Raw genomic sequence first — 23633 nt, 5'->3', positions numbered from 1 at the left:
CCCTCTTTTCGAAAACGACGCTGCGGAGTTCGCTCGACCGAGATACGGAGCCGTTCGCTGGCCGTCGTGCAATCGCTACGAGAGTTCACGTTCGGGTCGGTCGTCGCTCGCGAGCGGCGGAGAACGGGACTGCGGCAACGGGTTAACTGTGAATACCCATCGCCTCTATCTGTTCCTGGTAGCGGTTGCGGATGGTGACCTCGGTGACCTGGGCGACGTCGGCGACCTCGCGCTGGGTCTTCTTCTCGTTGCAGAGCAGCGACGCGGCGTAGATGGCGGCCGCGGCGTACCCCGTCGGCGACTTGCCCGACAGTAGCCCTTCCTCGGCGGTCGTCTCGATGATGTCGTTCGCCTTCGACTGGACCTCCTCGCTGAGTTCGAGTTCAGAACAGAACCGTGGGACGTATTTCTTCGGGTCGACCGGCTTCATCTCGAGGCCGAGTTCCTGGGAGATGTAGCGATAGGTGCGACCGATCTCTTTCCGTTCGACGCGCGAAACTTCCGAGATTTCCTCCAGACTTCGCGGAATGCCCTCCTTTCGGCAGGCGGCGTAGAGAGCGCTCGTGGCGACGCCCTCGATGGAGCGGCCGCGGATGAGGTCCTCTTTCAGTGCACGTCGGTAGATGACGGAGGCGACTTCGCGTACGGACCGGGGAACGCCCAGTGCGGAGGCCATCCGGTCGATCTCGCTGAGCGCGAACTGGAGGTTGCGCTCGCCGGCGTCCTTGGTCCGGATGCGCTCCTGCCACTTGCGCAGTCGGTGCATCTGACTTCGTTTCTTCGAGGAGATAGAGCGACCGTAGGCGTCCTTGTCCTTCCAGTCGATGGTGGTCGTCAGTCCCTTGTCGTGCATCGTCTGGGTCGTCGGCGCGCCGACCCGGGACTTCTGTTGGCGTTCCTGGTGGTTGAACGCCCGCCACTCCGGGCCGGGATCGATCTGTTCCTCCTCAACGACGAGACCGCAGTCGTCACAGACTAGCTCCGCGCGATCAGAACTCTTGACCAGATTGTCGGAATTACACTCCGGACAAGCCCGCTCTCCCTCTTTTTCGTCCGCCGTTTGATCCCCTTCGAGTTGGCGCTCCCGCTGACGAGTGGACCGTGTCATCGCACTTTTATAGTAGTATCTCCTACGCACTTAAACCCTTGGTCACAACGGTTTTATAACTGGCGATACTGCGCGCCGATAACACGTCTGGGGGCGGCCATCGGAAAGCGTATACTCCATCGTGGCCGAAATCCGATAGATGCCTGTTATCGAATGCGACGTCGACGAGGCCCGCGAGGCGCTTGCCAGCGCCGGGGCAGAGCTATCGGAGGGGAAGACGCACCACGAGCGCTGGCGTGCCGAGCGCGGCGACGCAGTCGCGGTCGCCTACGACGACAAGGTCGTGATACAGGGCAGTTCGCCGCAGGACATCGAGGCCGTCCTGCGGGACGAGGGCGGTCGCGCGTACGTCTACTTCGACGGCGCGAGCCGCGGCAACCCCGGTCCGGCCGCCATCGGGTGGGTCATCGTCACTAGCGACGGTATCGCCGCCGACGGCGGAGAGCGCATCGGCCGCGCCACCAACAACCAGGCGGAGTACGCGGCACTCGTCAGGGCGCTCGAAGCCGCCAGCGATTACGGGTTCGACGAGGTGGAGGTGAAAGGAGACTCGCAGCTCATCGTCAAGCAAGTTACCGGCGCGTGGGACACCAACGACCCGGAACTGCGCGAACGCCGCGTCAGGGTCCGGGAGCTGCTCGAGCACTTCGACGACTGGTCGCTCGACCACGTACCGCGGGAGGTAAACGAACGCGCCGACGAACTGGCGAACGAGGCACTGGACGATGGCTGACCTGCCAGACGACGCCGTCGAGCGGGCGGAACGACTCACCAGACTCGCCCGGGAGGCGGTCGACGACGACGAACGGGAAAAGTATCGGAACGAGCGCGACTCACTGCTGGCTGAATACGAATTCTCCGCACGCGTGCGTAGCGAAGATAAGCGGGACGTGCTCGTGCTCCACCCCGACGAGTGGACCGAGGACGGGACGGTCCGCGTCGAACGCATCGAGGACACCGACCGCGCGGCGGAGATTCCCCTCGACGGTCCCGGCGACCCGGAGGACTGGGACGAGGTCGACGAACACAACCGCGCCGTTGCGACGGCGGTCCGGGAGGAACACGGCGACGTTCACGGCGCGAACGCCACCGCGTTTGCCGACTTCATGAGCAACCACTACGCGCGCCCTGTCGAATCGGCGACCGACGACGAAGTCGAGGAGTTCCTCTCGGAGTACTTCCCGCGCAACGCGTGGCCGACGGGGCGACAAAAAGAAATCGTCGAAGAGTCGGTCGAACTGGTGTTCGAACGAGCTAGTTCCGGCTTTCGATGAGCGCCCGAACCTTCTCGGCCCGCTCCTCGCTCGTGACGAACTTCGAGAGCGACCAGGCGATCTGGTCCTTGACTGCTTCGAGCCCTTTCTCGGTGAGAGCGTACTCGTTGGTGCGCTTGTCGAGTTCGCTCTTCTCGACGAGGCCGCGCTCGACGAGCGTGTCCAGGTTCGGGTACAGACGACCGTGGTTCACTTCCTCCCCGTAGTAGTCCTCGAGTTCGCGCTTGATGGCGAGCCCGTACATGGACTCCTCGGTGAGCACCATCAGGATGTTCCGCTGGAACGCGGTGAGGTCGCGCGCAGTACTGCTCTCGCTCAGTGTTTGTGCCTCTGACATTGGCTTTGACAGAACGAAATATGTAACCGAGATATTTAACCCTTCTCAAGTTTCTTGGCGTTTCCGGCCGCGGTAATCCGTTTTTCGTTTCGAAACCTGCCCGAGAGCGTAGAGACGACGCCGCGTGGGGAGGTCGTTGACGGAGCTTTGAGTCGATGCCGAAAGGACTTTTTGGTCTTCCCGTCGATTCCTGACTGACCCATGACGAACCTCTGGGAAGACCTCGAGACGGGCCCGAATCCGCCCGAAGAAATCTACGCCGTCGTCGAATGTCTCAAAGGCGAGCGCAACAAGTACGAGTACGACAAGGACATCCCCGGCGTGATGCTGGACCGCGTCCTCCACAGCAACGTCCACTACCCCTCCGACTACGGCTTCATCCCGCAGTCGTACTACGACGACGAGGACCCCTTCGACGTGCTCGTCCTCGTCAAGGACCAGACGTTCCCCGGCTGCGTCATCGAGGCCCGTCCGGTCGCGATGATGAAGATGGACGACGACGGCGAACAGGACGACAAGGTCATCGCCGTCCCCATCGAGGACCCCCGCTACGACCACGTCGAGGACGTCGACGACCTCACCGACCAGAAGAAGGCCGAGATCGAGGAGTTCTTCGAGACGTACAAGAACCTCGAAGCGGGCAAGGAAGTCGAGACCCTCGGCTGGGAGGACAAGGCGGCCGCGAAGGACGCCATCGAGCACGCGATGGACCTCTACGAAGAGCACTTCGGCTGAACGACGACCGCTTTCGAACTCTCTTGCTTTCTTCGACCGTTCGTCACGCCGTCCCCGACCAGCGCCCGGACGCCCATCGCAGCAAGTGACATTCTACTTACCTGTACAGGAAAGTATCTATCTCGTGGCGGAGGTACGCGACACCAATGGCCGCAGGCCTCCCCGTCGAAAACGCCGCTACGATCGCTCTCACCGCGCTCGCGCTCCTGCTCTCCGGCGGTATCGTCATGTACGCCATACAATCACAGGAAGCTGATACGACGGCCGAGGAGTCGCCCGTCGACTCGCTGCGGACCACCGTCGCCGGACAGAACCGCGTCGCCCTCGTCGTCCCCGAAGGGGCGAGCATCGACGCGCTCGCGGCCGCCGTCGGTCTCCAGGCGCTCTGCAAGGAGTGGGGCGTCGCCGCCCGCGTCCTCGCGGAGGGGGACGTGACCGAGGAGGACGGTAAGGCGTTCTGCAACATCTTCGACGTCGACCTCACGGTGCTGGAGGACGGCACGGAGAGCAGCAACTGCGACGCCGCCATCGCCATCGGCGGCGGCGGCGCGGTCCCCCGCCTCTCGAACAACCCGCCGGTCGTCGCGGTCGTCCGGCACCGACCGACCGCGGAGGAGAACATCCTCACCGTCACGCGCACCGACGACGGAGCCACCTCGACGACGGTGACGGAACTGGTCCGGGAGGCCGGCCTGGTCCCCGACCAGCGCGTGGCGACCGCGCTCCTGTACGGCATCCGCGCCGGAACCCGGGAGTTCCGTCGCGCGAACGGTCGCAACGACTACGACGCCGCCGGCTTTCTCCACGCGTACGCCGACCTCGGCCGCATCGAGGACCTGCGCTCGCCGGGCGTCAGCGGCGACACCTTCGACATGCTCGGCGACGCCATCGCCAACCGCGAGCGCCGCGCGAGCTTCGCCGTGACGAACGTCGGCGCGGTCCCGTCCGTCAGCGCGCTGGAGGAAGCGTCGGACTCGCTGCTCCGCCTGGAGGGCGTCTCGACCGCGGCCGTGTTCGGTCTCTACGAGGAGACCATCGTCGTCTCCTGTCGCGCCGAGGACGTCCGGACGAGCGCGGTGGACATCCTGACGGCGGCGTTCGACGCCAGCGAGACGACCGGCGGGAACGCCGACGCCGCGACCGCCCGGGTCCCGCTGGGCATCTTCGCCCGCGTCGAGGGCGAACACGAGGAGACGCTCGACGCGCTCATCGACGCCAGCACGCGGAAGGCGCTGTTCTCCGCGTTCGAGCAGTCCTGACCGCTCTCCCGCTTCCCGTCCGCCGGTTCGAGGGTTGGTAGCACGGAAAAGAAACTACTTGTGTCCGCCCGTGATAGGGCCGCGTATGGGTTTGTTCGACAAGCTCCGTGGCGACGACGAGCCGCGGGTTGCTTTCTTCGGCATCGACGGCGTGCCGTACAGCTTTCTGAAGGACAACGCCTCCGAGTTCGAGAACATCGCCGCACTCGCCAGAGAGGGCAGCGCCGGCCCCATCGACAGCATCGTGCCGCCCGAGTCGTCCGCGTGCTGGCCGGCACTCACCACCGGTGCGAACCCGGGCGAAACCGGCGTCTACGGCTTCCAGGACCGCGAAACCGGATCGTACGACACCTACGTCCCGATGGGTCGGGACGTGCAGGCGACCCGCATCTGGGACCGGGTCACCGACGCCGGCCGGAACTCGACGGTGATGAACGTCCCCGTCACGTTCCCGCCGCAGCGTAACGTCCAGCGCATGGTCTCCGGTTTCCTCTCACCCGGCGTCGACAAGGCCGCCCACCCCGACGAACTCCGGGAGTATCTCGAATCCATCGACTACCGCATCGACGCGAACGCGAAACTCGGACACGACGACGACAAGTCCGAGTTCATCGAGAACGCCCACCGCACCCTCGACGCGCGATTCGAGGCGTTCGAACACTACATCGAACAGGACGACTGGGACCTCTTCTTCGGCGTCTTCATGACGACCGACCGCGTCAACCACTTCCTGTTCAAGGACTACGAGGAGGACGGCGAGTACAAGGAGGAGTTCATCGACTTCTACCGCCAGGTCGACGAGTACATCGGCCGCCTGCGCGAGATGCTGCCCGACGACGTGACGATGGTGGTCGCCAGCGACCACGGATTCACATCGCTCGACTACGAGGTCCACTTCAACCAGTGGCTCGCCGACGAGGGCTGGCTCTCGTACGAGGACGACGACCACGAGGAACTCGGCGACATTGCCGACGACACCGAGGCGTACTCGCTCATCCCGGGTCGGTTCTACATCAACCTGGAGGGCCGCGAACCGCGCGGAAGCGTCCCCGAGGAGGAGTACGAGGAGAAGCGCGCCGAACTCAAGGCCCAACTCGAAGACCTCGAAGGCCCCGACGGCCGGAAGGTCTGCGAGCGCGTCGTCGAGAAGGAAGAGGCGTTCCACGGCGACCACACGGACATCGCGCCGGACCTCGTCGCCATCCCGAGCCATGGCTTCGACATGAAGGCCGGCTTCAAGGGTCACGACGACGTGTTCTCCCAGGGTCCCCGGAACGGGATGCACAGCTTCGACAACGCCTCGCTGTTCGTCGACGACCCCGACGTGACCGTCGACGACGACGTCGACCTGTTCGACATCGCGCCCACCATCCTCGACCTGATGGAGATGGACTACCCCGACCACGAGTTAGAGGGTCGGAGCCTGGCGTAACGCCGGTCGGTCTCCCCGACGCTCGCACGTTTTTCGCCGGACCGTCACCACCGCGAGCGACGCCGCCGTCTCGTTCGACGACCGCCGTCCGGCGCACCCCGCGTCGGTGGCCGAGACCGGAGGGCGTCCGGCCCCCCGATCCGCGGCGAGATAGAAAGTTTATGTCGCCGCGCTGGGGAGGCCGGAACATGGTCCCCCTGTTCGGTCCGGTTCCCGGCGGCATGGAGCTGATAGTAATCCTGCTCGTGGCCGTCATGATGTTCGGCCTCCCGCTGACCGTGTTCGGCGGGTTCTATCTCGTCTATCGACGCTCGAAGACCGACGAGGCCGAGGAACTGGAGGCGCTCCGCGAGGAGGTCGCGGCGCTCCGCGACCAGCTAGACGAGCGAGACGAGTAGCGACGTCAGGAGAGCCGTTCGACGGTTCGCTCCCGCAGTCGCTCCCGGGTCCGGTGGCTCGACTCGGCGTCGGTGACCGCCTCGACGACGTGCGTACCGGGCGTCGACAGCGACGCCCGAACCCGCTCGCGCAGGGCCGACAGCGACTCGACCCGCGAGAAGTCGAGGTCGTAGAGCTCCCCCGTCGGCTCGAAGTCGAGGCCGTGTGGAGTCCGGAACTGGTCGGTGAAAGGCGGGTCGAACTCCTCGATGGGGAGCATGTGGAAGATGCCGCCGCCGTCGTTGTTCACCTCGATTACGGTCGCGTCGACGCCGCAGCGGCTGAGCGCGAGCAGGCCGTTCATGTCGTGGTAGTACGCCAGGTCGCCGGTCACGACGACGAGGGGGTCGTCGGTCGCGCTGCCGGCACCGAGCGCGGTGCTAGTGATGCCGTCGATGCCGCTCGCGCCGCGGTTGCCGAGCGCCGTCACGTCCGCCGAGCGCGGCCGGGCGAACCGGTCCAGGTCCCGGACCGGCATGCTGTTGGAGACGAACAGGGTCGCGGGGTCCGGGAGCAGGTCGGCGACCGCACCGACCACGGCCCCCTCGAAGTAGGCCCCGCTCTCCGCCACGACTTCCCAGTGGCTCGACTCCGCCCGCTCGAAGCGCTCGCGCCAGTCGTCGCTCCCTCGGGAGTCGACGGCGGCCGCCACCTCGCGCGCGAACCGCGTCGGGTCGGCGACCACGAGGTCGCTCGCGGTGAACGTCGCCTCGCGCCACTCGCCCGCGGGGTCGACGAGGAACTGCCGGGCGTCGACGCGTTCGAGATACCGGCGGAGGGGCTTCGAGGTCGGGGACGCGCCGAACCGGACCACGACCTCGGGGTCCGGCCACTCGTCGGTCACCCCGGGTGCGAGGTAGGCGTCGTACCCTCCGGCGACGGACCGCTCGTCGCCGTGGCCGAACCGGTGGCCCGACAGGGGGTCGGCGAGCACCGGAAACCCGGTCGCGTCCGCGAGGGCGGCGAGGGCATCCCGGGTTGGCGTGGCCGCGCCGTCGGCCGACGCGGCGTCCGCCGGTCCGGCGACGAGCAGGCCCCGGTCGGCCGCCGAAAGGGCGTCCGCGACCGTCGCCAGGTCGCGCTCGTCCAGTTCCGGCTCGCCGCGAGTCACCGCGACGAACGGTCCGTCGCGACCCTCGGCGGCGAGCGGGTCCCGCTCGGCGAGGTCGGCGAGAACGTCGCCGGGCACCTCGGTCGGCTCCAGGGGTTTCCGGAACGGGAAGTTCAGGTGGACCGGGCCGGCGGGCGTCCCGGTCGACTCCGCGATGGCGCGTGCCGCGGTCGTCCGGAGCGAGCGCAACTTCCGCGGCTCCGCTTCGGGTTCGGGGATGTCGGCGTACCAGCGCACGGCGTCGCCGTACAGCTTCTCCTGGTCGACGGTCTGGTTCGCACCGCTGTCGCGCAGTTCCGGCGGGCGGTCGGCCGTGAACACGAGCAGCGGCACCCGCGCCTGGTTCGCCTCGATGACCGCGGGGTGGAAGTTCGCGGCAGCGGTGCCGGAGGTGCAGACGACCGGCGTCGGTCGCCCCGTGCGCTTGCCCCGTCCGAGCGCGAAGAAGGCCGCCGAGCGCTCGTCGAGGTGCGAGAAGACGGTCACGTCGTCGTGCTCGGCGAACGCGACGGTCAGCGGCGTCGAGCGACTGCCTGGCGCGAGACAGGCCGCGTCGACGCCCGCGGCCACGAGTTCGTCCACGACCGTCTCCGCCCACAGCACGTTCCTGTTCGGTGCCGTCATTCGAGTTCGTCGAATATCGGCAGGTACTTCAACTGCACTTCCTCCCACTCGTCGTCCGGGTCGCTGTCGGCGACGATGCCGTTGCCGGCGAACAGGGTCGCCCGGTCGCCGGCCGCGACGCCGGCGCGGATGGCGACCGCGAACTCCCCGTCGCCGTCGGCGTCGAACCAGCCGACGGGCGATGCGTACCAGCCGCGGTCGAACGTCTCCGTCTCGCGGATGGTCCGCATCGCCGCGTCCGGTGGCAGTCCGCCGACCGCGGGCGTGGGATGCAGCGCCTCGACCACGTCAAGGACGTGGCCGTCAGCGCTGAGCGTCGCGGAGATGGGCGTCTGGAGGTGCTGGATGGTCGAGAGGCGGCGGAGGCCGCGACTGCCGACGGTCACCGATTCGGCCAGCGGTGCGAGACAGTCGCGTATCGTCTCGGCGACGAGCGCGTGTTCCTCGCGAACCTTCTCGCTGTCCAGCAGTTCCGCGGCGAGTTCGTCGTCCTCTTCGGGCGTCTCCCCGCGACCGACCGTCCCCGCGAGTGCCTCGGTCTCGACGGTGCGCCCGGAGAGGGAGACGAGCCGTTCCGGGGGTGCCCCGAAGAACCCGCCCCCGTCGCTCGGCTCCAGCAGGAACCGGTAGCAGTCGGGGTAGGAGGCCCGGAGGCGTTCGAGCACGTCCGGCACCGACACAGGTTCCGAGAGGGTCACCTCGAGCGCCGTCGCGAGTACGACCTTCCGGAGTTCTCCGCGGTCGATGCGGTCGGTCGCCCGCCGGACCTGGGCGCACCACTCCTCGCGGGAGGTAGTGTGACGAGTGGTCTCGACGCCGGGCGGCGACCCGGCGGGGCGCATCGTCGGCAGGTCGGCGAGGTCGGACCGCGTCTCGGCGAGCAGCGCGTCGGCCTCGTCCACGTCCTCGACCGCGACGGTGAGCCACGTGTCGCTGTCCGTCCGGGTCAACTGGACGCGCGGCAGGACGAACTCCGCGCCCGGAAACCCGTCCCACGGGGACACGGAGTCGTGGTCGGCGTGGAACGCGAATCCGCCGAACAGCCGGGGGCGCGTCGCGGCGGGCGCGTCGTCGGGGGCGTCGAGCGCGTCGAAAAGCTCCGCGCCCTCGTCGCGGACCGCCTCGAACCGTTCGGGCCCGTCCGCTGTCAGTCGCGCTGCCGCGCCGCAGGCGGCGATCTCGAGCCCGTCCGGCGCGACCCAGTGGACGCGCGGGGAGGTCCGCCCGGCGAGAAACGAGCGAAAGGAGACGTCCGGGATGCGGCGAGAGCGTGCCACGATGCGAGCCCCCGCCGACACCTGGCCGTCGCGGTGCGGTGGCATTGCACTGGAATCAGGAACGCGATGCCTTCAGCCTAACTATATCTCTCCTCGTTCCACGGATTCGCGGTGTTCGAGTAGCCGCGCTTCTCCCAGTAGCCGCGCTCCGGTTCGGTGAGGAACTCGACGCCGTCGACCCACTTCGCACCCTTGTACGCGTACTTGTGCGGCGTCACGACCCGGACCGGGCCGCCGTGTTCCCGCGGTAGCGGCTCGCCGTCGAACTCCCAGGTGAATAGGACCTCCTCGCGCATGCACTCGTCCAGCGGAAGGTTGGTCGTGTACCCGTCGAGCGCGGAGAACAGGACGTGGACGGCGTCGTCGCGCACGCCCGCGCGCTCGGCGAGTTCGGGGAACGTGGCCCCGGTGAACTCGCAGTCGAACTTACTCCACCCCGTCACGCAGTGGAAGTCCTGGCGCTGGGTCTCGGCCGGGAGGTCGGTGAACTCGTCCCACGAGAACGCGAGTTCGTCCTCGACCGCGCCCGTCACGGTGAACTCCCAGGTGTCGGGGTCCCAGTCCGGGGTCCCGCTCTTCGAGAGGACTGGGAACTTGCTCGTCTCGCGCTGACCCGGCGGCAGCCGCTTGCCGTCGAACTCCCGGTGAAGGTCGGTCACGTCCCGCTTGCTCATGTTCGGGTGATGGGACGGCGTGCAGGTAGGTTTAACGACACCCGTCGGGGAGGACCGAAGGGTCGCTCGGAACCGTTCGAAACGACCGATTATCGGCGAGTAATCGCAATATCGGAGTGTATTCCGGACCTTCCGCCGAGTAGCGACTGAATAACAAAGGACAGCCTCGCGCTATCGGTTGACGCATGTCCGAGGCAGAACAACGACCCAGAATGGCGGAGAGAGGAACGATGGAAGCGGCCGAGGAATCGACGCGCGACGTGGCGATAATCGCGTCGGCGATGTCGGTGCTGCTCGCGTGGCATCAATTTTTCCTCCGCGGGAACCGCGAGCGGGGGCTGTTCATCGGTCTCTGGCCGCCGACCATCCTCGCGTTCGCGAGTTACTTCAACCAGAAGCGAATGCAACAGCGACTGGAGTCGCTGGCGCCGGGAAGCATCATCAAATCGATCGACCAGATGCTCAACCGGTGAGGACCGGACGAGAAACGCTTTCTTTATCCAGTCGGTGAACTGCGAGCATTTTGCGAACAGAGAGTGAAATAGCCGTATCTGAAAACAAATCTTTTCGTTTGGAGCATCATCTTTCAGATACCGCCACTATATACCCGTCAGACTTAAGAACACCCCTCCCGAAGCCCACAACTGTTCCAATGCCGAAGGTAGAGATAACCGTCCCGGAGCACCTTGAAATGCAGATCGCCCAGATGGTCGAACAGGGCGAGTTCGTCAACCGCGAGGAGGCCATCGAAGACCTGTTGTCGACGGGCCTCAAGGCGTACAAGACGAGTGGCCCGATGGACGACGAGGACAGAGACGCCGGAATAGAGGACGAAGGAATGATGGGTCACGAAGACGAGTACGTCTTCTAACGCTGCCGTTCTTGTCAATCGATCCGACCTTTCTGGGAAACGCTTAAACGGCCTAACTCCCAATCCGCGGTTATGCACAAAGACGAACTCCTCGAGCTTCACGAACAGATGGTCACCATCATGGAGTACTTCCGCGGCTCGGAGGACGTCCCGGCAGGCACGTTCGAAGCGTACGACCAGCTGGACGTCGACCCATCCCACGTCCACAAATCCAAGAGCGAACACAAACACGCCGTGTTCGTGCTCGGTAACGCCCTGGCAACCGTGATGAGCGAAGACGAGTTCAGCGAGGCGGGCCGCATCGGCAAGCGGATGAAGGAACTCGCTGACGACGCCGAACAGAAGATCTGATTTTCGGACCGTCGCACTTTTGCCCGCACCGCGCGGAACGGCCCGCATGGACACGCTCGGCGACCTGGTGGCGCGCGAGCGCCGGAGCGACGACCCGGCGCTCCTCGTGCCGGGCGACTCCGCGCGAGAGTTCGACTATCACCGATTCTGCACTACCGCGTGGAAGACGGGAAACTACCTCCGGCGGCTCGGCGTCCGCGCGAGCGAGGAGCGTACGAGCGACGACGCCGCGGACTCGTCGGGGGCGACCGTCGCCATCGTCCCGGCCCGCGCGCCCGAGGCGGTGCTCGCGCTCCTCGGCACGGCCCTGCTGGGCGCGCGAGTCCGGTTCGCCCCGCCCCGCGACGCCCGGGCGCGGGTACTGGTCGCGCCGGGCGACCGAATCGGTGAGTACGACCTCCCGCCGGGCGGCCAGCGAATCGCCTTCCGCGAGGAGGCCGACGACCCCGCAGTCGCGTGGTTCGGCGAGAGCGTCTGGAGCGAGAACCCCGCGTTCCCGCCGACGCCCGTCTCGCCGGACGCGCCCGCACTGACCGACGGGGACCGGGACCACTCGCACGCCGCGTTGCTCGCCGCCGCGGAGACGGTCGCCGCGGAGTGGAACCTCGAAACGGGCGACGCCGTGGCGGTTCGCGCGTCGCTCGCCGACCCCCGGGCCGTCGTCGCCGGCGTGCTCGCGCCGCTGCTCGCCGGTGCCGCGATTCTGCTGCCCGACGGCCGGAGCACCGGGACGTTCGCGGTCGTCGCGGACGGCGACGATGCCCCGGAGGACGACGCGCTGTCGCTGACCGAGGTGGCGCTCTGAAGCCCCGGTCCGCGGCCGCTTTCCGCCAGCGCGAGAGGTCCGCGCGCGGAGTTCCCCGCCGGCCCGTTACCTATTAGCACGCGTTCGACGAACCGTCGATGGGGATGACGGGGGAGTCGACCGACGGCGAGAACCTCGAACCGGAGCACGCGTTCCACCTCGTGGGCCACGAGATACGGGTCGACATCCTGCTCGCGCTCTGGCGCGCGCCGGAGCACGCGCTCGCGTTCTCCGAACTGCGGGACCGAGTCGACGTGCGCGACAGCGGCCGGTTCACCTACCACCTGTCGAAACTCGAAGGACGGTTCGTGCGCCACGAGGGCGACCGGTACGAACTCCTGTACGCCGGCCATCGAGTCATCGACGCGATACGGAGCGGCGTCTTCCACGAGACGACCGAGGTCGAACCGACCGGTCTGGGCCAGCCCTGTCTCGACTGCGGGGCGACGCTGGCGTTCGATTACGCCGGCCACGTCGGCACGGTCTCCTGCCCGGACTGCGGAACGACGTTCCTCGAATATCCGTTCGACCCAGGCGGCGTGGTCGGCCGGTCCGTCGAGGAGGTCGCGGCGGCCTTCGACCGCCGAACCCGCCACGTGTGGGCGCTCGCCCACGAGGCCGTCTGTCCCGTCTGCTCGGGGACGGTCGCGAAACGGCTGGTGACGTCCGCGACCAAGAGCGAGGACCACTACGCGAGCCACCACCCCGTCGTCGCGTCCCTCGACTGCCAGCGGTGCAGTTTCTTCAGCTACGTCCCCGTCGGCGGGACGCTCCTGGCCCACCCCGCCGTCGTGAGCTTCCTGTACGAACGCGGCGTCGACGTCCGAAAGACGCCGCTGTGGCGTCTCGACTTCGTCGTCGACGCTGACCGCGTCGAGGTGCTGTCGACGGACCCGCGACGGGTGGCGGTCGTCGTCTCGGCCGGCGACGAGACGATGCGCGTCGTCGTCGACGACGAGGCGAACGTGTTATCGGTCGACGGATGACGTCGGAGGGTCGCCGTCCGGTCGCGTTTCCTCCCCGCGGTCCGTGAAACGCGTTTCAGTAAGCCGCGCTACTGAAGTGTAGTTCAGATTATACTTTTGGCAGTGGGGCACCAACTTCCGAACGCGTCCGTGAGAACGCGACCATGAAATTCGACTGCACGCGGTGGAAGACGGTGACGAACTGGTATCGGTGCCGGCGGCGCAAACTGCAACTGGGCGCGTCGGTCACGGCGTCCGCGGGGTGACGCCGGCACCCGAATCGCATCGCAGACGGTCGGCATCCGAACTGTCCTCACGTGGAACCCCTGCCCGTTAACTTCGCGCTCCCCCAACCGGGGGTAGATGCCGACCGAGACCCTGCCGACCGTCGGACTGGGAACGATGGAGATAGACGACGCCGACCGCATCGCCGACGCGATAGCCGCGGGCTACCGACACCTCGACACGGCCCAGATCTACGACAACGAGGCCGTGGTCGGTCGCGGCATCGAGCGCTCGGCGGTCGACCGCGAGGACGTCTTCCTCGCGACGAAGGTGTGGGCGGACAGCCTCGGAGCCGACGACGTGCGCGAGTCCACGGCGGAGAGCCTCGACAGACTCGGCGTCGACGCCGTCGACCTGCTGTACGTCCACCGTCCCATCGAGGACTACGACCCCGAGGAGACGCTGCCGGCGTTCGACCGTCTGCGCGACGCGGGAGCGGTCGACCACGTCGGCGTGAGCAACTTCACGGCCGACCAGCTCGATACGGTCCGCGAGACGCTCGACGCGCCCCTCTTCGCCCACCAGGTCGAGATGCACCCGCTCTACCAGCAGGAGGAACTGCTCGCCTACGCCCGGCGTCACGACCACTACCTGGTCGCGTACTCGCCGCTGGCGCAGGGCGAGGCGTTCGACCTGCCCGCGGTGACCGCAGTGGCCGAGAAACACGACGCGACGGCGGCGCAGGTGAGCCTCGCGTGGCTCGCCGGCAAGGAGAACGTCGTCCCCATCCCGCGGTCGGCCAGCCCGACGCACCTGCGGGAGAACCTGGCCGCGCGCGACCTGGCGCTCGACGACGAGGACGTTGCTCGCATCGAGGCCATCGACCGCGAGAAGAAGCTGTTCGAGTAGCTAGCTCGCCTCTTCGAGTTCCTCCAGCGCCCCGGGGTTCTCGATGCTGGACATGTCGCCGAGGTCCTCGCCGGTGTAGGTCGCCTCGATGGCGCGCCGGATTATCTTCCCGCTCTGGGTCTTGGGGAACTCGGAGACGAACAGTATCTCGCGGGGGCGGAACGGCTTGCCGAGTTCGTCGCCGACCTGCTCGCGCAGCACCTCCCGGAGCGCGTCGCTCGGCTCCTGGTCGTCTTCGAGGATGACGTAGGTGACGACGGCCTGGCCGGTCGTGTCGTCCGGAACGCCGACGGCGGCGGCCTGGTTGACGGCCTCGTGGTCGATGAGCGCGCCCTCGACCTCGGCGGGGCCGACCTTCCGCCCGGCGACGTTGATGGCGTCGTCGGCGCGGCCGTGGAGGAACCAGAAGCCGTCCTCGTCCTTCTGGGCCCAGTCGCCGTGGTCCCACATCGGCGGGTCCTCGAACGTCGACCAGTACTCCGCCAGGTAGCGCTCGTCGCCCGACCAGAGGCTCTTGGTCATCGACGGACAGGAGTCGCGGGCGACGAGGAAGCCGCGTTCGTTGGTGTCAGCGATGGACTCGCCCTGCGAGTTCACGATGTCGACGTCCATCCCGAGGCCCGGCCCGCCGAGCGTGCATGGCTTCAGCGACTGGATGGGCATCGGCATGAGGAAGCAGCCGCAGATCTCCGTGCCGCCGGAGATGTTGATGATGGGCGCTTCCCCGCCGCCGACGTTCTCGTGGAACCAGTTCCAGGACTCAGGGTCCCACGGTTCGCCCGTGGAGCCGAGCAGGCGGAGGGTGGAGAGGTCGTGGCCCTCCAGCCACTCGTCGCCGTGCTTCCGGAGCGCACGGATGGCGGTCGGCGAGATGCCGAACTGGGTGAGGCCGTGGCGGTCTATCATCTCCCAGAAGCGGTCCGGCTGGGGGTGGTCCGGCGCGCCCTCGTACATGAAGACGGTGCCGCCGAACGCGTGATTGCCGATGAGCGTCCACGGCCCCATCATCCAGCCGATGTCGCTCACCCAGAAGAACCGGTCGCTGGGTTTGAGGTCGAAGCCGAAGTAGAGCTCTTTCGCACACTGGACCAGTTGCCCAGCGTGCGTGTGGACGATGCCCTTCGGTTTGCCCGTCGTGCCCGACGAGTACAGCAGCATCGACTCGTCGCTGGCGTCCGTCTCTACCGTGTCGAACTCGTCGTCCTGCTCGGGGACGACGTCGTGCCACCACTCGTCGCGCTCGTCGTCCCACGGAATCGCGGCGTCGCCCGCTTCGTCACTGTCCTGCTCGCCGTTCGAGGCCCGCTGGGCCTCGCTACTCCCCAAACGGTCGTAGACGATGGTGTGTTCGACGTGGCCGACCTCCTCAATGGCGTCGTCGGCCGTCCCCTTCAGCGTGACCTCGCTCCCCCGCCGGTAGAAGCCGTCGCCCGTGAACAGCACCGAACACTCCGAGTCGTCGATGCGGGTCGCCGTGGCGTCCGTGCCGAACCCGGAGAAGATGGGGACCGCGATAGCACCCGCCTTGAGGATGCCGTAGAGGATGGAGATGACCTCGGGCACCATCGGCATGTAGAGGCCGACCGTGTCGCCCTTCCCGACTCCGCGTTCGGCGAGCGCGTTGGCGACCTGGTTCGACTCGCGGTGGAGTTCGTGAAACGTTATCTCCCGCACGTCGCCGGGTTCGCCCTCCCAGATGCAGGCGACCTTGTTGCGCTCCTCCGCGTCGGGAGCGGCCCAGCGGTCGACGACGTTGTGCGCGATGTTGACGGCGCCGCCGGGATACCACTTCGAGAACTGCGGCCCCTCGGAGTCGTCCCGGACCGCATCGTAGTCCTCGTAGAAATCGATGTCGAGGTAGTCGACCATCTCGTCCCAGAACCAGTCGACCTCCGTCGTCGTTCGCTCGATGAGCTCCTCGTAGTCCTCGATGTCGTGCGTCTGCATGAACTGCCAGACGTTCGTGGATTCGACGAACTCCTGCGACGGTTCGTGGACGACCTCGTCGACGTCCGCAAGCGTATCCATGTGGGTTTCCTCCTGTGGCAGATTTGCACACGCGCCTCAAAATAGTTTACTTCGGCATCTCAGGGCGCGTTCGATGGGATGCGTTCGGCTCCAGACGTCTCGATGGCAGTCGCTCTCGAAACGTCGTCGGGCAAGCGGAGGCGAATCGGGCGTAGCGTCGACGGCCGTCGACCGAGCGCCGGGGACGGTCGCGTTCTCAGGGCAGTTCGCCGCCGTCGAGTTCGTCGAGGCGCTCGACGACGTCCTTGAGGTCGGCGGACTCCTCGACGTCGTCGCGCACCCGCTCGCGGACGCGTACCGCGTTCGAGTCGGCGTCGTACGACCGGACGTACTCGGCGCGCGAGTGCTCGTCGAACGCGTGCCGGATGGCGAAGTAACCGTCGGGGACGACCGCGCCGCAGACCGCGCACTCCTGGCGCTCGTGCTCGGTGGTCTGGTGGACGATGGCGTCCTCGACGCTGCCGAACTGCTTCCCGCAGCCGTCGATGTCGCATTCCCAGGCCGACATTCGGATGGACATTGTAAGCCCGGTGATAAAACCTTTTCTTGCGCTACTGGGACCGTCCCGGGCGCGACTGCCGCAGGAGCGTCGACCGACTCGGCGACGCGGGGTCCGCGAGCGCCGCCGCGGACCGCTCCGGGTGGCGGCGTCGGAAGTCCCGTCGACTCGGCCGCCCGACGGTCCGACCCGTAGGTGGCGCGTAGCGACCGCTGGTGAGGCGTAATGACGGAGTATGAATGCGGACGACCGGGGTTGCCCGGCGTTCCGGGCCGGGTAGTCCCGGGTGCCTTCTCCACCCCGCAACCCTACGAGCGACAGATGTCCGGCGGTCCGCTGCTCACTTCCGTGCCTGACGGATTACCACCGGTTAACTGCGACGACGACGCCCCTGCGGGCGTGCGCCGCAGACCTCTGTCCCCGCAGGACGAGGCTTCTGCGTCGGCTTCCGGGGCCCGGCCCGGTCTGACCGGACGAGCCCGGCGTTCGGTCCCCGCTGAAGACCATAGTGCGGGTGACGAGCAGGGCCTAACTGCCCGACCTAGTCCATTTCATAGTAGTCGACTCTGACTTAAGGACTTTTCGCCTTCCTGGCCGACCGTCTCCGTTCGGCGTACGAACCACGAACCGGGGTCACGCCGCGACCGAGGCGATGGCCAGGAGGTTCGAGATGACGACGAGCGTCCCGACGATGAGATAGACGAAGCTTCCCAGGCGGAAGGTCCGGCGCGAGCGTCGGGTGAGCGTCGGCAGCACGACGAGCAGACCGGCGGTGACGGCCTTCACGAGGACCAGTCCCGCGATGCCGAGGTGGGCCAGCAGGGTCGCCACGACGGGGTTGCCCTCGTCCAGGCCGAGGTGAAGTCCTACGCCGGTCGTGACGACGTCCCCGGCCATGACGACGAGGACGGCCAGCAAGAGCGGTGGCGAGACGTGCGACCACGGGGCGTCGTCTCGCCGAACGCGGTCGACCGACCGGCTAGCGTCGGCCGATCGACCGGCATCCGGCGAGGGGGCAGCGTCAGACGACGAACCGGCGTCGAGGTCGGTTCGAGGCACGGAGACGACTCCGTCGTCCCTGTACTTTGTTATAGCCAGACTGACCGGGGGTAACGAGCCACTGCGACGCGAAACGACGGTCTATCCCCGCCGGCGGCCGGGGACGATTACAGCACGCTCCGGGCGTACCAGGTCGCGCTCGCGGGAATCGCCAGCGCGGCCAGCAGCACCACCCAGCGGTGGTACTTCAGGGAGTCCATCCGCGCGGTCTCGATCAGCGTGTCGGCGGGCGTCGCGGTCACCCACCAGAGCGTGAGAAGCGCGATGAAGCCGCCGAGGGCGAGCGTCGCTCCCGCGACCGTCGGCGGGTCGGTGCGTTCGTTGATGGCGGAGCCGAACACGACGACGGCCACCGACGCGAACAGGGCGTCCAGCAGATAGACCGGAACGGCGACGGTGCCGTAGTAGACGGCGACGGCGGACCCAGGCGCGACGAAGTAGGGAAAGACGAGCGCGGCGAGCAGCACCAGACACGACGCGATGCCGACCGCGGGGGCGAGTCGCTGGCTCATGTCCGGGGGTGACTCACCCGACCGAGTTAAGCCCCGTGCTTCAGTCGGAAAAATGAGGGTAGTGGAGCACGACGGGACATGCATGGGACTCGGAGGAACCGCCAAGAAGATCCAGAAGCTGGCCGACCGAGCGGAACAGCTGTACAGCCGACTGAACGAGGTGTACGACCAGGTCCAGAAGCTACGCGAGAGCCTGGAGACCACCGAGCAGCGCGTCAAACGACTGGAGACCGAGAACGCGAAACAGCATGCGCTCGTGGAGGCGCTGGCGCGCGAGCAGGGTATCGACGTCGACGAGGTGCTGGCAGACGTCGAGGGCGACGCGACCGACGCCGCGGACGCCGGAGCGGAGTCAGGCAGTTCGACCGACTCGACCGCGACGCCGACGGACTCGTCCGAATAACAACGACTAACAGCCACGCAGCCATCGTTTCACGCGAATGACGACGCATCTGGAACCGCTCGATTCGGTGCTCGACACCGTCGGGCAGACGCCGCTCGTGCGAGTCCACGCCGGCCCCGACGACGTGCCAGTGTACGCGAAACTGGAGTCGTTCAACCCCGGCGCGAGCGTCAAAGACCGCATCGGGAAGTACATGATCGAGCGGATGCTCGAACGGGACGACCTCGAACCCGGCGGCACCGTCGTCGAGCCGACCGCCGGCAACACCGGCATCGGATTCGCCGTGGCCGCCGGCCAGCTCGACGTGAACGCAGTCTTCGTCGTCCCGGAGCGGTTCAGCCTCGAAAAACAGCAGCTCATGCGGGCGCTCGGTGCGGAGGTCATCAACACGCCCACCGAGGACGGGATGGGCGGTGCCATCGACCGCGCCCACCAGCTCGCCGAGGAGACGGAGGGAGCGGTCGTCCCCCAGCAGTTCGCCAACCCGCTCAACGTCGAAGCCCACTACGAGACCACGGGCCCCGAGATGTTCGAGGCGCTGGACGGCGAGGTCGGCGCGGTCGTCGCCGGCTGTGGCACCGCGGGCACGCTGATGGGCATCGCGAAGTACGCTCGCGAGCAGGACCCCGACACGTACGTCGCCGCGGTCGAACCCGAAGGGTCGCTGTACGCCGAGACGACGGGCGCGGACGTCGAGGAGGCGGAGTACAAGATAGAGGGCATCGGCACGCACGACCCCTCGACGAACGAGCTGTTCGACCCCGACCTCGTCGACGACGTCGTCCGGGTCGCCGACCGGGCCGCCCAGGACGAACTGAAGCGACTCGCCCGCGAGGAGGGCCAGCTCGTCGCTTCCAGCGCGGGTGCGGCCAGCGTCGCCGCGCGGGCCGTCGCGGAGGGCATCCGCGACGGGAACGTCGACGCCCCCCACGACTCCGTCGTCACGGTGTTCCCGGACTCCAGCGAGCGGTACCTCTCGAAGGGCATCTATCGCTCCTTCGAGGACTGGGAGGGCTGAGCCGTCCGGAGTTCCGCCGCACGAGTGGGTCCGCGACGCGGTCGGGAGGTTTTTTGCCCCTGCCCCCGTCCGGTACCAGCATGGACGAGGGCGAGGAGGACGGTCGCTGGACGCCGTCGGGTAGCGTCGGGACGAACCCCATCGCGTCCGACGGCGGAACGGAGGGCATGAAGGCCCACGTCGAGGAGTACATGACCCGCGAGGTGGCGACCGTCTCCCCCGACGCGACCGTCGAGGAGGTCGCGCGACGCATCGCCGAGAGCGACGGACACAACGGCTTCCCGGTGTGCGACGGCCGGCGGGTCGAGGGGTTCGTGAGCGCCCGCGACCTGCTGCTGGCCGACGACCAGGAGCCGATTTTCAAGGTGATGAGCCAGGAACTCATCGTCGCCCACCCCGAGATGGACGTGGACGACGCGGCGCGCGTCATCCTGCGGTCGGGCATCCAGAAGCTCCCAGTCGTCGACGACGCGGGCAACCTGGTGGGCATCATCAGCAACACGGACGTCATCCGGAGCCAGATAGAGCGCGTCACGCCCGGCAAGGTCAGCAAGCTGATGCGCACTCTGGAGTCCATCCACGGGACGGAGGTCTCCCAGGAGCGCCGGAAGGTGCCGCTCGCGGAACTCACGCCGACCCAGGGGAAGGTGTACGCCGACGAACTGGAGGGCCGCGTCTACGAGATGGAACGCGGTCTCGCAGAACCGCTGGTCGTCATCGAGAACGGCGACAACCTGCTCCTCGCCGACGGCCACCACCGCGCGAAGGCGGCCGACCGCCTGGACATCGCGCGGATGGACGCCTACGTCATCGTCACCGACGACCACGTCGAACTCGGGATGGCCGATACCGCCCGCAAGGAGGGGCTGGAGACCATCGACGACATCGACGTGGTCGACTACGCGCGCCACCCGCTCGTCGAGACGACGAAGCGACTCCAGTAGCGACGCCCCTCCGTTCTCGCGACGGCCGGTCTCCGTCGAGTAGAACCCGGGACGGCGTTCCGCAGAAGCGTCGCCCCGAAGCCGTTCCGGATGCAGGTCGGTGCGGTGTCGCGCTGACGCCGACGGAAGGGGAGGGAACCGGTCAGCCGAACAGCTTCTTCGCCCAGTCGCTCGTCGAGAGTCCCGAGAACTTCTCGTACAGCAGGTCGCGGTACTTCGCTGGGACGAAGCGGGCGTACTCGGCGACCTGCGCGGCCGTCCCGACCGGGTAGCGCGGGTCCGGGTCCTGGACGTTGGCGGCGTCGAGGATGGTGTCCGCGACCTCCTTCGGGTGGACCGCGCCGGGCATCCCCCCGTCGATGGCCCGGCGGTCCTCGTACATCTCGTAGAACCGCTCGTACGCGCCGGAGCGTTCGACGCCCTCTATCTCGTCATTCGCCCGGTCGTAGAACTCGGTGTCGACCGGACCGGGTTCGACCAGCACGGCGTCGACGCCGTACTCTGCGACCTCCGAACGCAGCGAGTCGGTGATGCCCTCCATCGCGAACTTCGACCCGCTGTAGATGCCCATGCCGGGGACGGCGAGGCGCCCGACGGCGCTGGAGACGTTGACGACGGTGCCTTTACCTCGCTCGCGCATGTGGGGCAGGGCCTCTCGAATCAGTCGGAGGGGGCCGTAGACGTTCACGTCGAACTGCGCGTGGACCTGCTCGCCGGGCACGTCCTCGACGGGACCGGGCTGGGCGTACCCGGCGTTGTTGACGAGACAGTCGAGGTGGCCGTGCTCGTCGACGATGTTCGAGACGACGCGCTCGACGTCGTCGTCCTCAGTCACGTCCAGCGTGGCGATGTTGCACCCCTTCTCGCCCAGCGTCTCCACGTCGGCGGGGTTGCGCGCCGTCGCGTACACCTCCCAACCGTCCGCGAGGAACGACAGCGCGGTCTCTCTCCCGATTCCCGACGAACAGCCCGTAATCAGCACCGTTTCGACCATGGAATTGCTTTCGAAGCCGCCCGGCTAAGAACCAACGGTTTCCGACGCTTACCCGTCCGACCGAACGCGCGCTTTCACCTCGTCGGCGTAGGCGTCGGCGCGCCGCGTGGGCTCGGGTAGCTTGTACCCCGCCGACAGCTGCCAGGCGAGGTCGGCCGCCGTCTCCGCGCCGACGCGATGGCCGGGACTCACGTAGAGGGGGTTGACGTGGCGCTTCTCGGGATTGTCGTACTGGCGGGACTGGAGCGCGTAGCCGATGACGGTCCCGTCCGGCGCGGTCACGTTCCCGTCGGCGACGACCGGCGCGCGCTCGCCCGCCGACATGTACCCCTCCGGTTCGTCGCGCAGACGGCCACAGAGCAGGTTCTTCGCGACGCCGACCGTCGGCAGGTCGAGCATCACGCCGACGTGCGTGGCGATGCCGGCCTCGCGGAAGTGGATGCGACCGCTGCCGTCGACGAGCGCGAGGTCCGGGTCGACCGACAGCTCCTCGAACGCCCGCAGGACGGCGGTCCCCTCGCGGAACGAGAGCAAGCCGGGGATGTACGGTATCTCGGTGTCGGCGACGGCGTGAACGCGCTCTACCACCTCGCCGTCCCGGAGCACGACGATGGCGCTGACCGCCCGGTCGTCGACGAACGCCTGGTCGACGCCCGCGACGACCGGGGCCGCCTCGTTCGCGCTCTCGTCGCCCGACGTCTCGCCCAGTTCGATCTGGGCGTCGTCGGCCGACGTCGCCCGGACCGTCCCGGGGTCGAACGACAGGTCGTCCGCGAAGACGGCGAGGTCGGCGAGGTCGCGCTGGAGGGTCTCCATCTCTTCGCGCGACAGCGACGCGTCGGGCGCGAACTCGGGGTGGACGACCTCCATCAGAAGCGACCCCGTCCGGGACCGCCCATCCGACCGCCACCGCCGCCGCCGCCGAGCTGGAGCTCCTTGGGCGCGCTCTCGCCGTCCTTCCGCAGCTTCGCGCCGTACAGCAGGCCGAGTCCCAGGCCGGTGAGGTGGGCCAGCTGGGCGACGCCGCCGGCACCGACGCCGCCGGCGACGCTGACGAACGCCGAGTAGACGGCGAAGGCGAGCGTCGCGACCCACAGCGGCATCGGGATGATGAAGTAGAGGTAGATGCGCAGGTTGGGGTTCAGCACCGTCAGCACGCCCATGATGGCGGCGATGGCACCGCTCGCGCCGAGCACCGGGACGAACGTGCCCGGTTCGGTCAGTATGGTCGCGCCGACCTGCGCGAGCCCGGCGATGGCGCCGGAGAGGATGAACAGCGCGGCGAACTTCTTGCTCCCGATGCGCCGTTCGACCACCGGGCCGAAGAAGTACAGCACGATGCTGTTCAGGAAGATGTGGGCCGGCCCGCCGTGGGCGAACACGGAGGTGACCCACGTCCAGACGTAGAGCGGGTTGGCTGTGTTCAGCGTGAAGACGTTGATCCACGTCGGCGAGAACGTGGGGTAGCCGACGGTGGGAAAGATGAGGAACTGGAACGCGAACGTAATCCACATCAGCGCGAGGAAGACGTACGTCATGTTCCCGCGGAAGTAGCCGAGCGGGCCGCCGGGACCGGTGCCGATGCTGAAGCTCCGGCCCTCGTTCTCGACGCTGTCGTCGAAGCCGCTGTCGAAGACGCCGTCCGGGTCGTTCCACTCGTTCAGTCCCGGACACGAGTGGCTCTCCGGCAGACGGTGTTCCGCACAGTAGGTGCCGTTGCAGCGCCGGCACTGGTACGGCATGTTCTCTTCTTTGCCACACACGTCACAGTTCGCCATTGG

General features: G+C 67.5%; 27 protein-coding genes and 1 other RNA gene. 15 read left to right on the top strand and 13 right to left on the bottom strand.

Features of this window, described 5'->3' with window-relative positions:
• Window positions 1–142: 142 nt before the first annotated feature.
• Window positions 143–1108, bottom strand: coding sequence for a transcription initiation factor IIB (locus ACRYA2_RS11655; RefSeq protein ID WP_113277492.1), 966 nt, complete (start codon window positions 1106–1108; stop codon window positions 143–145).
• Between the two features lie 139 nt (window positions 1109–1247).
• On the opposite strand from ACRYA2_RS11655, the gene rnhA reads away from it, so the two are divergent.
• Entirely contained in the window at window positions 1248–1841 is a 594-nt protein-coding gene (gene rnhA, locus ACRYA2_RS11650; protein WP_433628029.1) for a ribonuclease HI, read from the top strand.
• Window positions 1834–2382: a DUF7108 family protein gene (locus tag ACRYA2_RS11645; protein ID WP_433628027.1), complete on the top strand. Its 549-nt coding sequence runs from the start codon at window positions 1834–1836 to the stop codon at window positions 2380–2382. The genes rnhA and ACRYA2_RS11645 overlap by 8 nt, the downstream gene beginning before the upstream one ends.
• On the opposite strand, the gene ACRYA2_RS11640 is transcribed toward ACRYA2_RS11645, so the two are convergent.
• On the bottom strand, window positions 2363–2719 hold the full coding sequence (locus tag ACRYA2_RS11640; protein ID WP_433628025.1) for a PadR family transcriptional regulator: 357 nt from the start codon (window positions 2717–2719) through the stop codon (window positions 2363–2365). The two genes, ACRYA2_RS11645 and ACRYA2_RS11640, sit on opposite strands and share 20 nt — an antisense overlap.
• Before the next feature lie 201 nt (window positions 2720–2920).
• Here ACRYA2_RS11640 and ACRYA2_RS11635 point away from each other — a divergent pair, with 201 nt between their 5' ends.
• The 4 genes from ACRYA2_RS11635 to ACRYA2_RS11620 all read left to right on the top strand — a co-directional run bounded on the left by ACRYA2_RS11635 (window position 2921) and on the right by ACRYA2_RS11620 (window position 6543).
• Window positions 2921–3454 carry an inorganic diphosphatase gene (locus ACRYA2_RS11635; protein ID WP_433628023.1) on the top strand — a complete coding sequence of 178 codons (534 nt, stop codon included), beginning with the start codon at window positions 2921–2923 and terminating at the stop codon, window positions 3452–3454.
• Window positions 3455–3600: 146 nt separating this feature from the next.
• A complete protein-coding gene (locus ACRYA2_RS11630; protein WP_433628020.1) occupies window positions 3601–4713 on the top strand; it encodes a DHH family phosphoesterase in 1113 nt (370 codons plus the stop codon).
• A gap of 85 nt (window positions 4714–4798) precedes the next feature.
• On the top strand, window positions 4799–6145 hold the full coding sequence (locus ACRYA2_RS11625) for an alkaline phosphatase family protein (RefSeq protein ID WP_433628018.1): 1347 nt from the start codon (window positions 4799–4801) through the stop codon (window positions 6143–6145).
• 188 nt (window positions 6146–6333) lie between these two features.
• Window positions 6334–6543 carry a hypothetical protein gene (locus ACRYA2_RS11620; RefSeq protein WP_113277499.1) on the top strand — a complete coding sequence of 70 codons (210 nt, stop codon included), beginning with the start codon at window positions 6334–6336 and terminating at the stop codon, window positions 6541–6543.
• 5 nt (window positions 6544–6548) lie between these two features.
• On the opposite strand, the gene menD is transcribed toward ACRYA2_RS11620, so the two are convergent.
• Genes menD through ACRYA2_RS11605 form a run of 3 tightly spaced genes read right to left on the bottom strand, consistent with a single transcriptional unit; the run spans window position 6549 to window position 10269 of the window.
• Window positions 6549–8318 carry a 2-succinyl-5-enolpyruvyl-6-hydroxy-3-cyclohexene-1-carboxylic-acid synthase gene (gene menD / locus ACRYA2_RS11615; RefSeq protein WP_433628013.1) on the bottom strand — a complete coding sequence of 590 codons (1770 nt, stop codon included), beginning with the start codon at window positions 8316–8318 and terminating at the stop codon, window positions 6549–6551.
• Window positions 8315–9640 (bottom strand): isochorismate synthase, encoded by a 1326-nt coding sequence (locus ACRYA2_RS11610; protein ID WP_433628011.1) that lies wholly within the window; start codon window positions 9638–9640, stop codon window positions 8315–8317. Before ACRYA2_RS11610 ends, menD begins: the two co-directional genes overlap by 4 nt.
• A gap of 32 nt (window positions 9641–9672) precedes the next feature.
• A complete protein-coding gene (locus ACRYA2_RS11605) occupies window positions 9673–10269 on the bottom strand; it encodes a sulfite oxidase-like oxidoreductase (protein ID WP_433628009.1) in 597 nt (198 codons plus the stop codon).
• A 212-nt stretch (window positions 10270–10481) separates the two neighbouring features.
• Here ACRYA2_RS11605 and ACRYA2_RS11600 point away from each other — a divergent pair, with 212 nt between their 5' ends.
• The 6 genes from ACRYA2_RS11600 (at window position 10482) to ACRYA2_RS11575 (ending at window position 14395) form a co-directional block, all read left to right on the top strand.
• A complete protein-coding gene (locus ACRYA2_RS11600; RefSeq protein ID WP_433628006.1) occupies window positions 10482–10742 on the top strand; it encodes a hypothetical protein in 261 nt (86 codons plus the stop codon).
• 179 nt (window positions 10743–10921) lie between these two features.
• Window positions 10922–11140, top strand: a complete 219-nt coding sequence (locus ACRYA2_RS11595; protein ID WP_113277504.1) for a ribbon-helix-helix domain-containing protein — start codon at window positions 10922–10924, stop codon at window positions 11138–11140.
• A 72-nt stretch (window positions 11141–11212) separates the two neighbouring features.
• Window positions 11213–11491 carry a UPF0058 family protein gene (locus tag ACRYA2_RS11590; protein WP_433628003.1) on the top strand — a complete coding sequence of 93 codons (279 nt, stop codon included), beginning with the start codon at window positions 11213–11215 and terminating at the stop codon, window positions 11489–11491.
• A gap of 46 nt (window positions 11492–11537) precedes the next feature.
• Window positions 11538–12296 carry a hypothetical protein gene (locus ACRYA2_RS11585; protein WP_433628001.1) on the top strand — a complete coding sequence of 253 codons (759 nt, stop codon included), beginning with the start codon at window positions 11538–11540 and terminating at the stop codon, window positions 12294–12296.
• 104 nt (window positions 12297–12400) lie between these two features.
• Window positions 12401–13282, top strand: coding sequence for a winged helix-turn-helix domain-containing protein (locus tag ACRYA2_RS11580; protein ID WP_433627998.1), 882 nt, complete (start codon window positions 12401–12403; stop codon window positions 13280–13282).
• Window positions 13283–13624: 342 nt separating this feature from the next.
• Window positions 13625–14395, top strand: a complete 771-nt coding sequence (locus ACRYA2_RS11575) for an aldo/keto reductase (RefSeq protein ID WP_433627996.1) — start codon at window positions 13625–13627, stop codon at window positions 14393–14395.
• On the opposite strand, the gene ACRYA2_RS11570 is transcribed toward ACRYA2_RS11575, so the two are convergent.
• The 5 genes from ACRYA2_RS11570 to ACRYA2_RS11550 all read right to left on the bottom strand — a co-directional run bounded on the left by ACRYA2_RS11570 (window position 14396) and on the right by ACRYA2_RS11550 (window position 18493).
• A complete protein-coding gene (locus tag ACRYA2_RS11570; protein WP_433627993.1) occupies window positions 14396–16423 on the bottom strand; it encodes an AMP-binding protein in 2028 nt (675 codons plus the stop codon).
• Window positions 16424–16619: 196 nt separating this feature from the next.
• Window positions 16620–16931 carry a DUF7565 family protein gene (locus ACRYA2_RS11565; RefSeq protein ID WP_113277510.1) on the bottom strand — a complete coding sequence of 104 codons (312 nt, stop codon included), beginning with the start codon at window positions 16929–16931 and terminating at the stop codon, window positions 16620–16622.
• A gap of 230 nt (window positions 16932–17161) precedes the next feature.
• Window positions 17162–17474: signal recognition particle sRNA (ffs, locus tag ACRYA2_RS11560), an RNA gene on the bottom strand.
• An 81-nt stretch (window positions 17475–17555) separates the two neighbouring features.
• Window positions 17556–17981 (bottom strand): DUF5658 family protein, encoded by a 426-nt coding sequence (locus tag ACRYA2_RS11555; RefSeq protein ID WP_433627989.1) that lies wholly within the window; start codon window positions 17979–17981, stop codon window positions 17556–17558.
• Between the two features lie 107 nt (window positions 17982–18088).
• Complete coding sequence (locus ACRYA2_RS11550; protein WP_433627987.1) at window positions 18089–18493, bottom strand: DUF7548 family protein; 405 nt, start codon at window positions 18491–18493, stop codon at window positions 18089–18091.
• Window positions 18494–18575: 82 nt separating this feature from the next.
• Between ACRYA2_RS11550 and ACRYA2_RS11545 the strand changes: the two genes are divergently transcribed.
• The 3 genes from ACRYA2_RS11545 (at window position 18576) to ACRYA2_RS11535 (ending at window position 20858) form a co-directional block, all read left to right on the top strand.
• The gene (locus tag ACRYA2_RS11545) at window positions 18576–18896 is read left to right on the top strand and encodes a DUF5798 family protein (protein WP_433627984.1); all 321 of its coding nucleotides are present in this window, start codon (window positions 18576–18578) and stop codon (window positions 18894–18896) included.
• A gap of 37 nt (window positions 18897–18933) precedes the next feature.
• Window positions 18934–19914, top strand: coding sequence for a PLP-dependent cysteine synthase family protein (locus ACRYA2_RS11540; protein ID WP_433627982.1), 981 nt, complete (start codon window positions 18934–18936; stop codon window positions 19912–19914).
• A 167-nt stretch (window positions 19915–20081) separates the two neighbouring features.
• Entirely contained in the window at window positions 20082–20858 is a 777-nt protein-coding gene (locus ACRYA2_RS11535) for a CBS pair associated ParBc domain-containing protein (RefSeq protein WP_433628512.1), read from the top strand.
• Between the two features lie 142 nt (window positions 20859–21000).
• Here the strand turns inward: ACRYA2_RS11535 and ACRYA2_RS11530 are convergent, their stop codons facing one another.
• Genes ACRYA2_RS11530 through ACRYA2_RS11520 form a run of 3 tightly spaced genes read right to left on the bottom strand, consistent with a single transcriptional unit; the run spans window position 21001 to window position 23630 of the window.
• Window positions 21001–21852: an SDR family oxidoreductase gene (locus ACRYA2_RS11530; protein WP_433627979.1), complete on the bottom strand. Its 852-nt coding sequence runs from the start codon at window positions 21850–21852 to the stop codon at window positions 21001–21003.
• A gap of 48 nt (window positions 21853–21900) precedes the next feature.
• Complete coding sequence (locus ACRYA2_RS11525; protein WP_433627977.1) at window positions 21901–22722, bottom strand: endonuclease V; 822 nt, start codon at window positions 22720–22722, stop codon at window positions 21901–21903.
• Window positions 22722–23630 (bottom strand): rhomboid family intramembrane serine protease, encoded by a 909-nt coding sequence (locus ACRYA2_RS11520; protein WP_433627975.1) that lies wholly within the window; start codon window positions 23628–23630, stop codon window positions 22722–22724. Before ACRYA2_RS11520 ends, ACRYA2_RS11525 begins: the two co-directional genes overlap by 1 nt.
• Between the last annotated feature and the right edge of the window lie 3 nt (window positions 23631–23633).

It is taken from the genome of Halomicrococcus pelagicus, from assembly GCF_050954125.1.
Note: the sequence above shows the minus strand (reverse complement) of the source record. Positions and strands in the feature narration are given on the sequence as shown.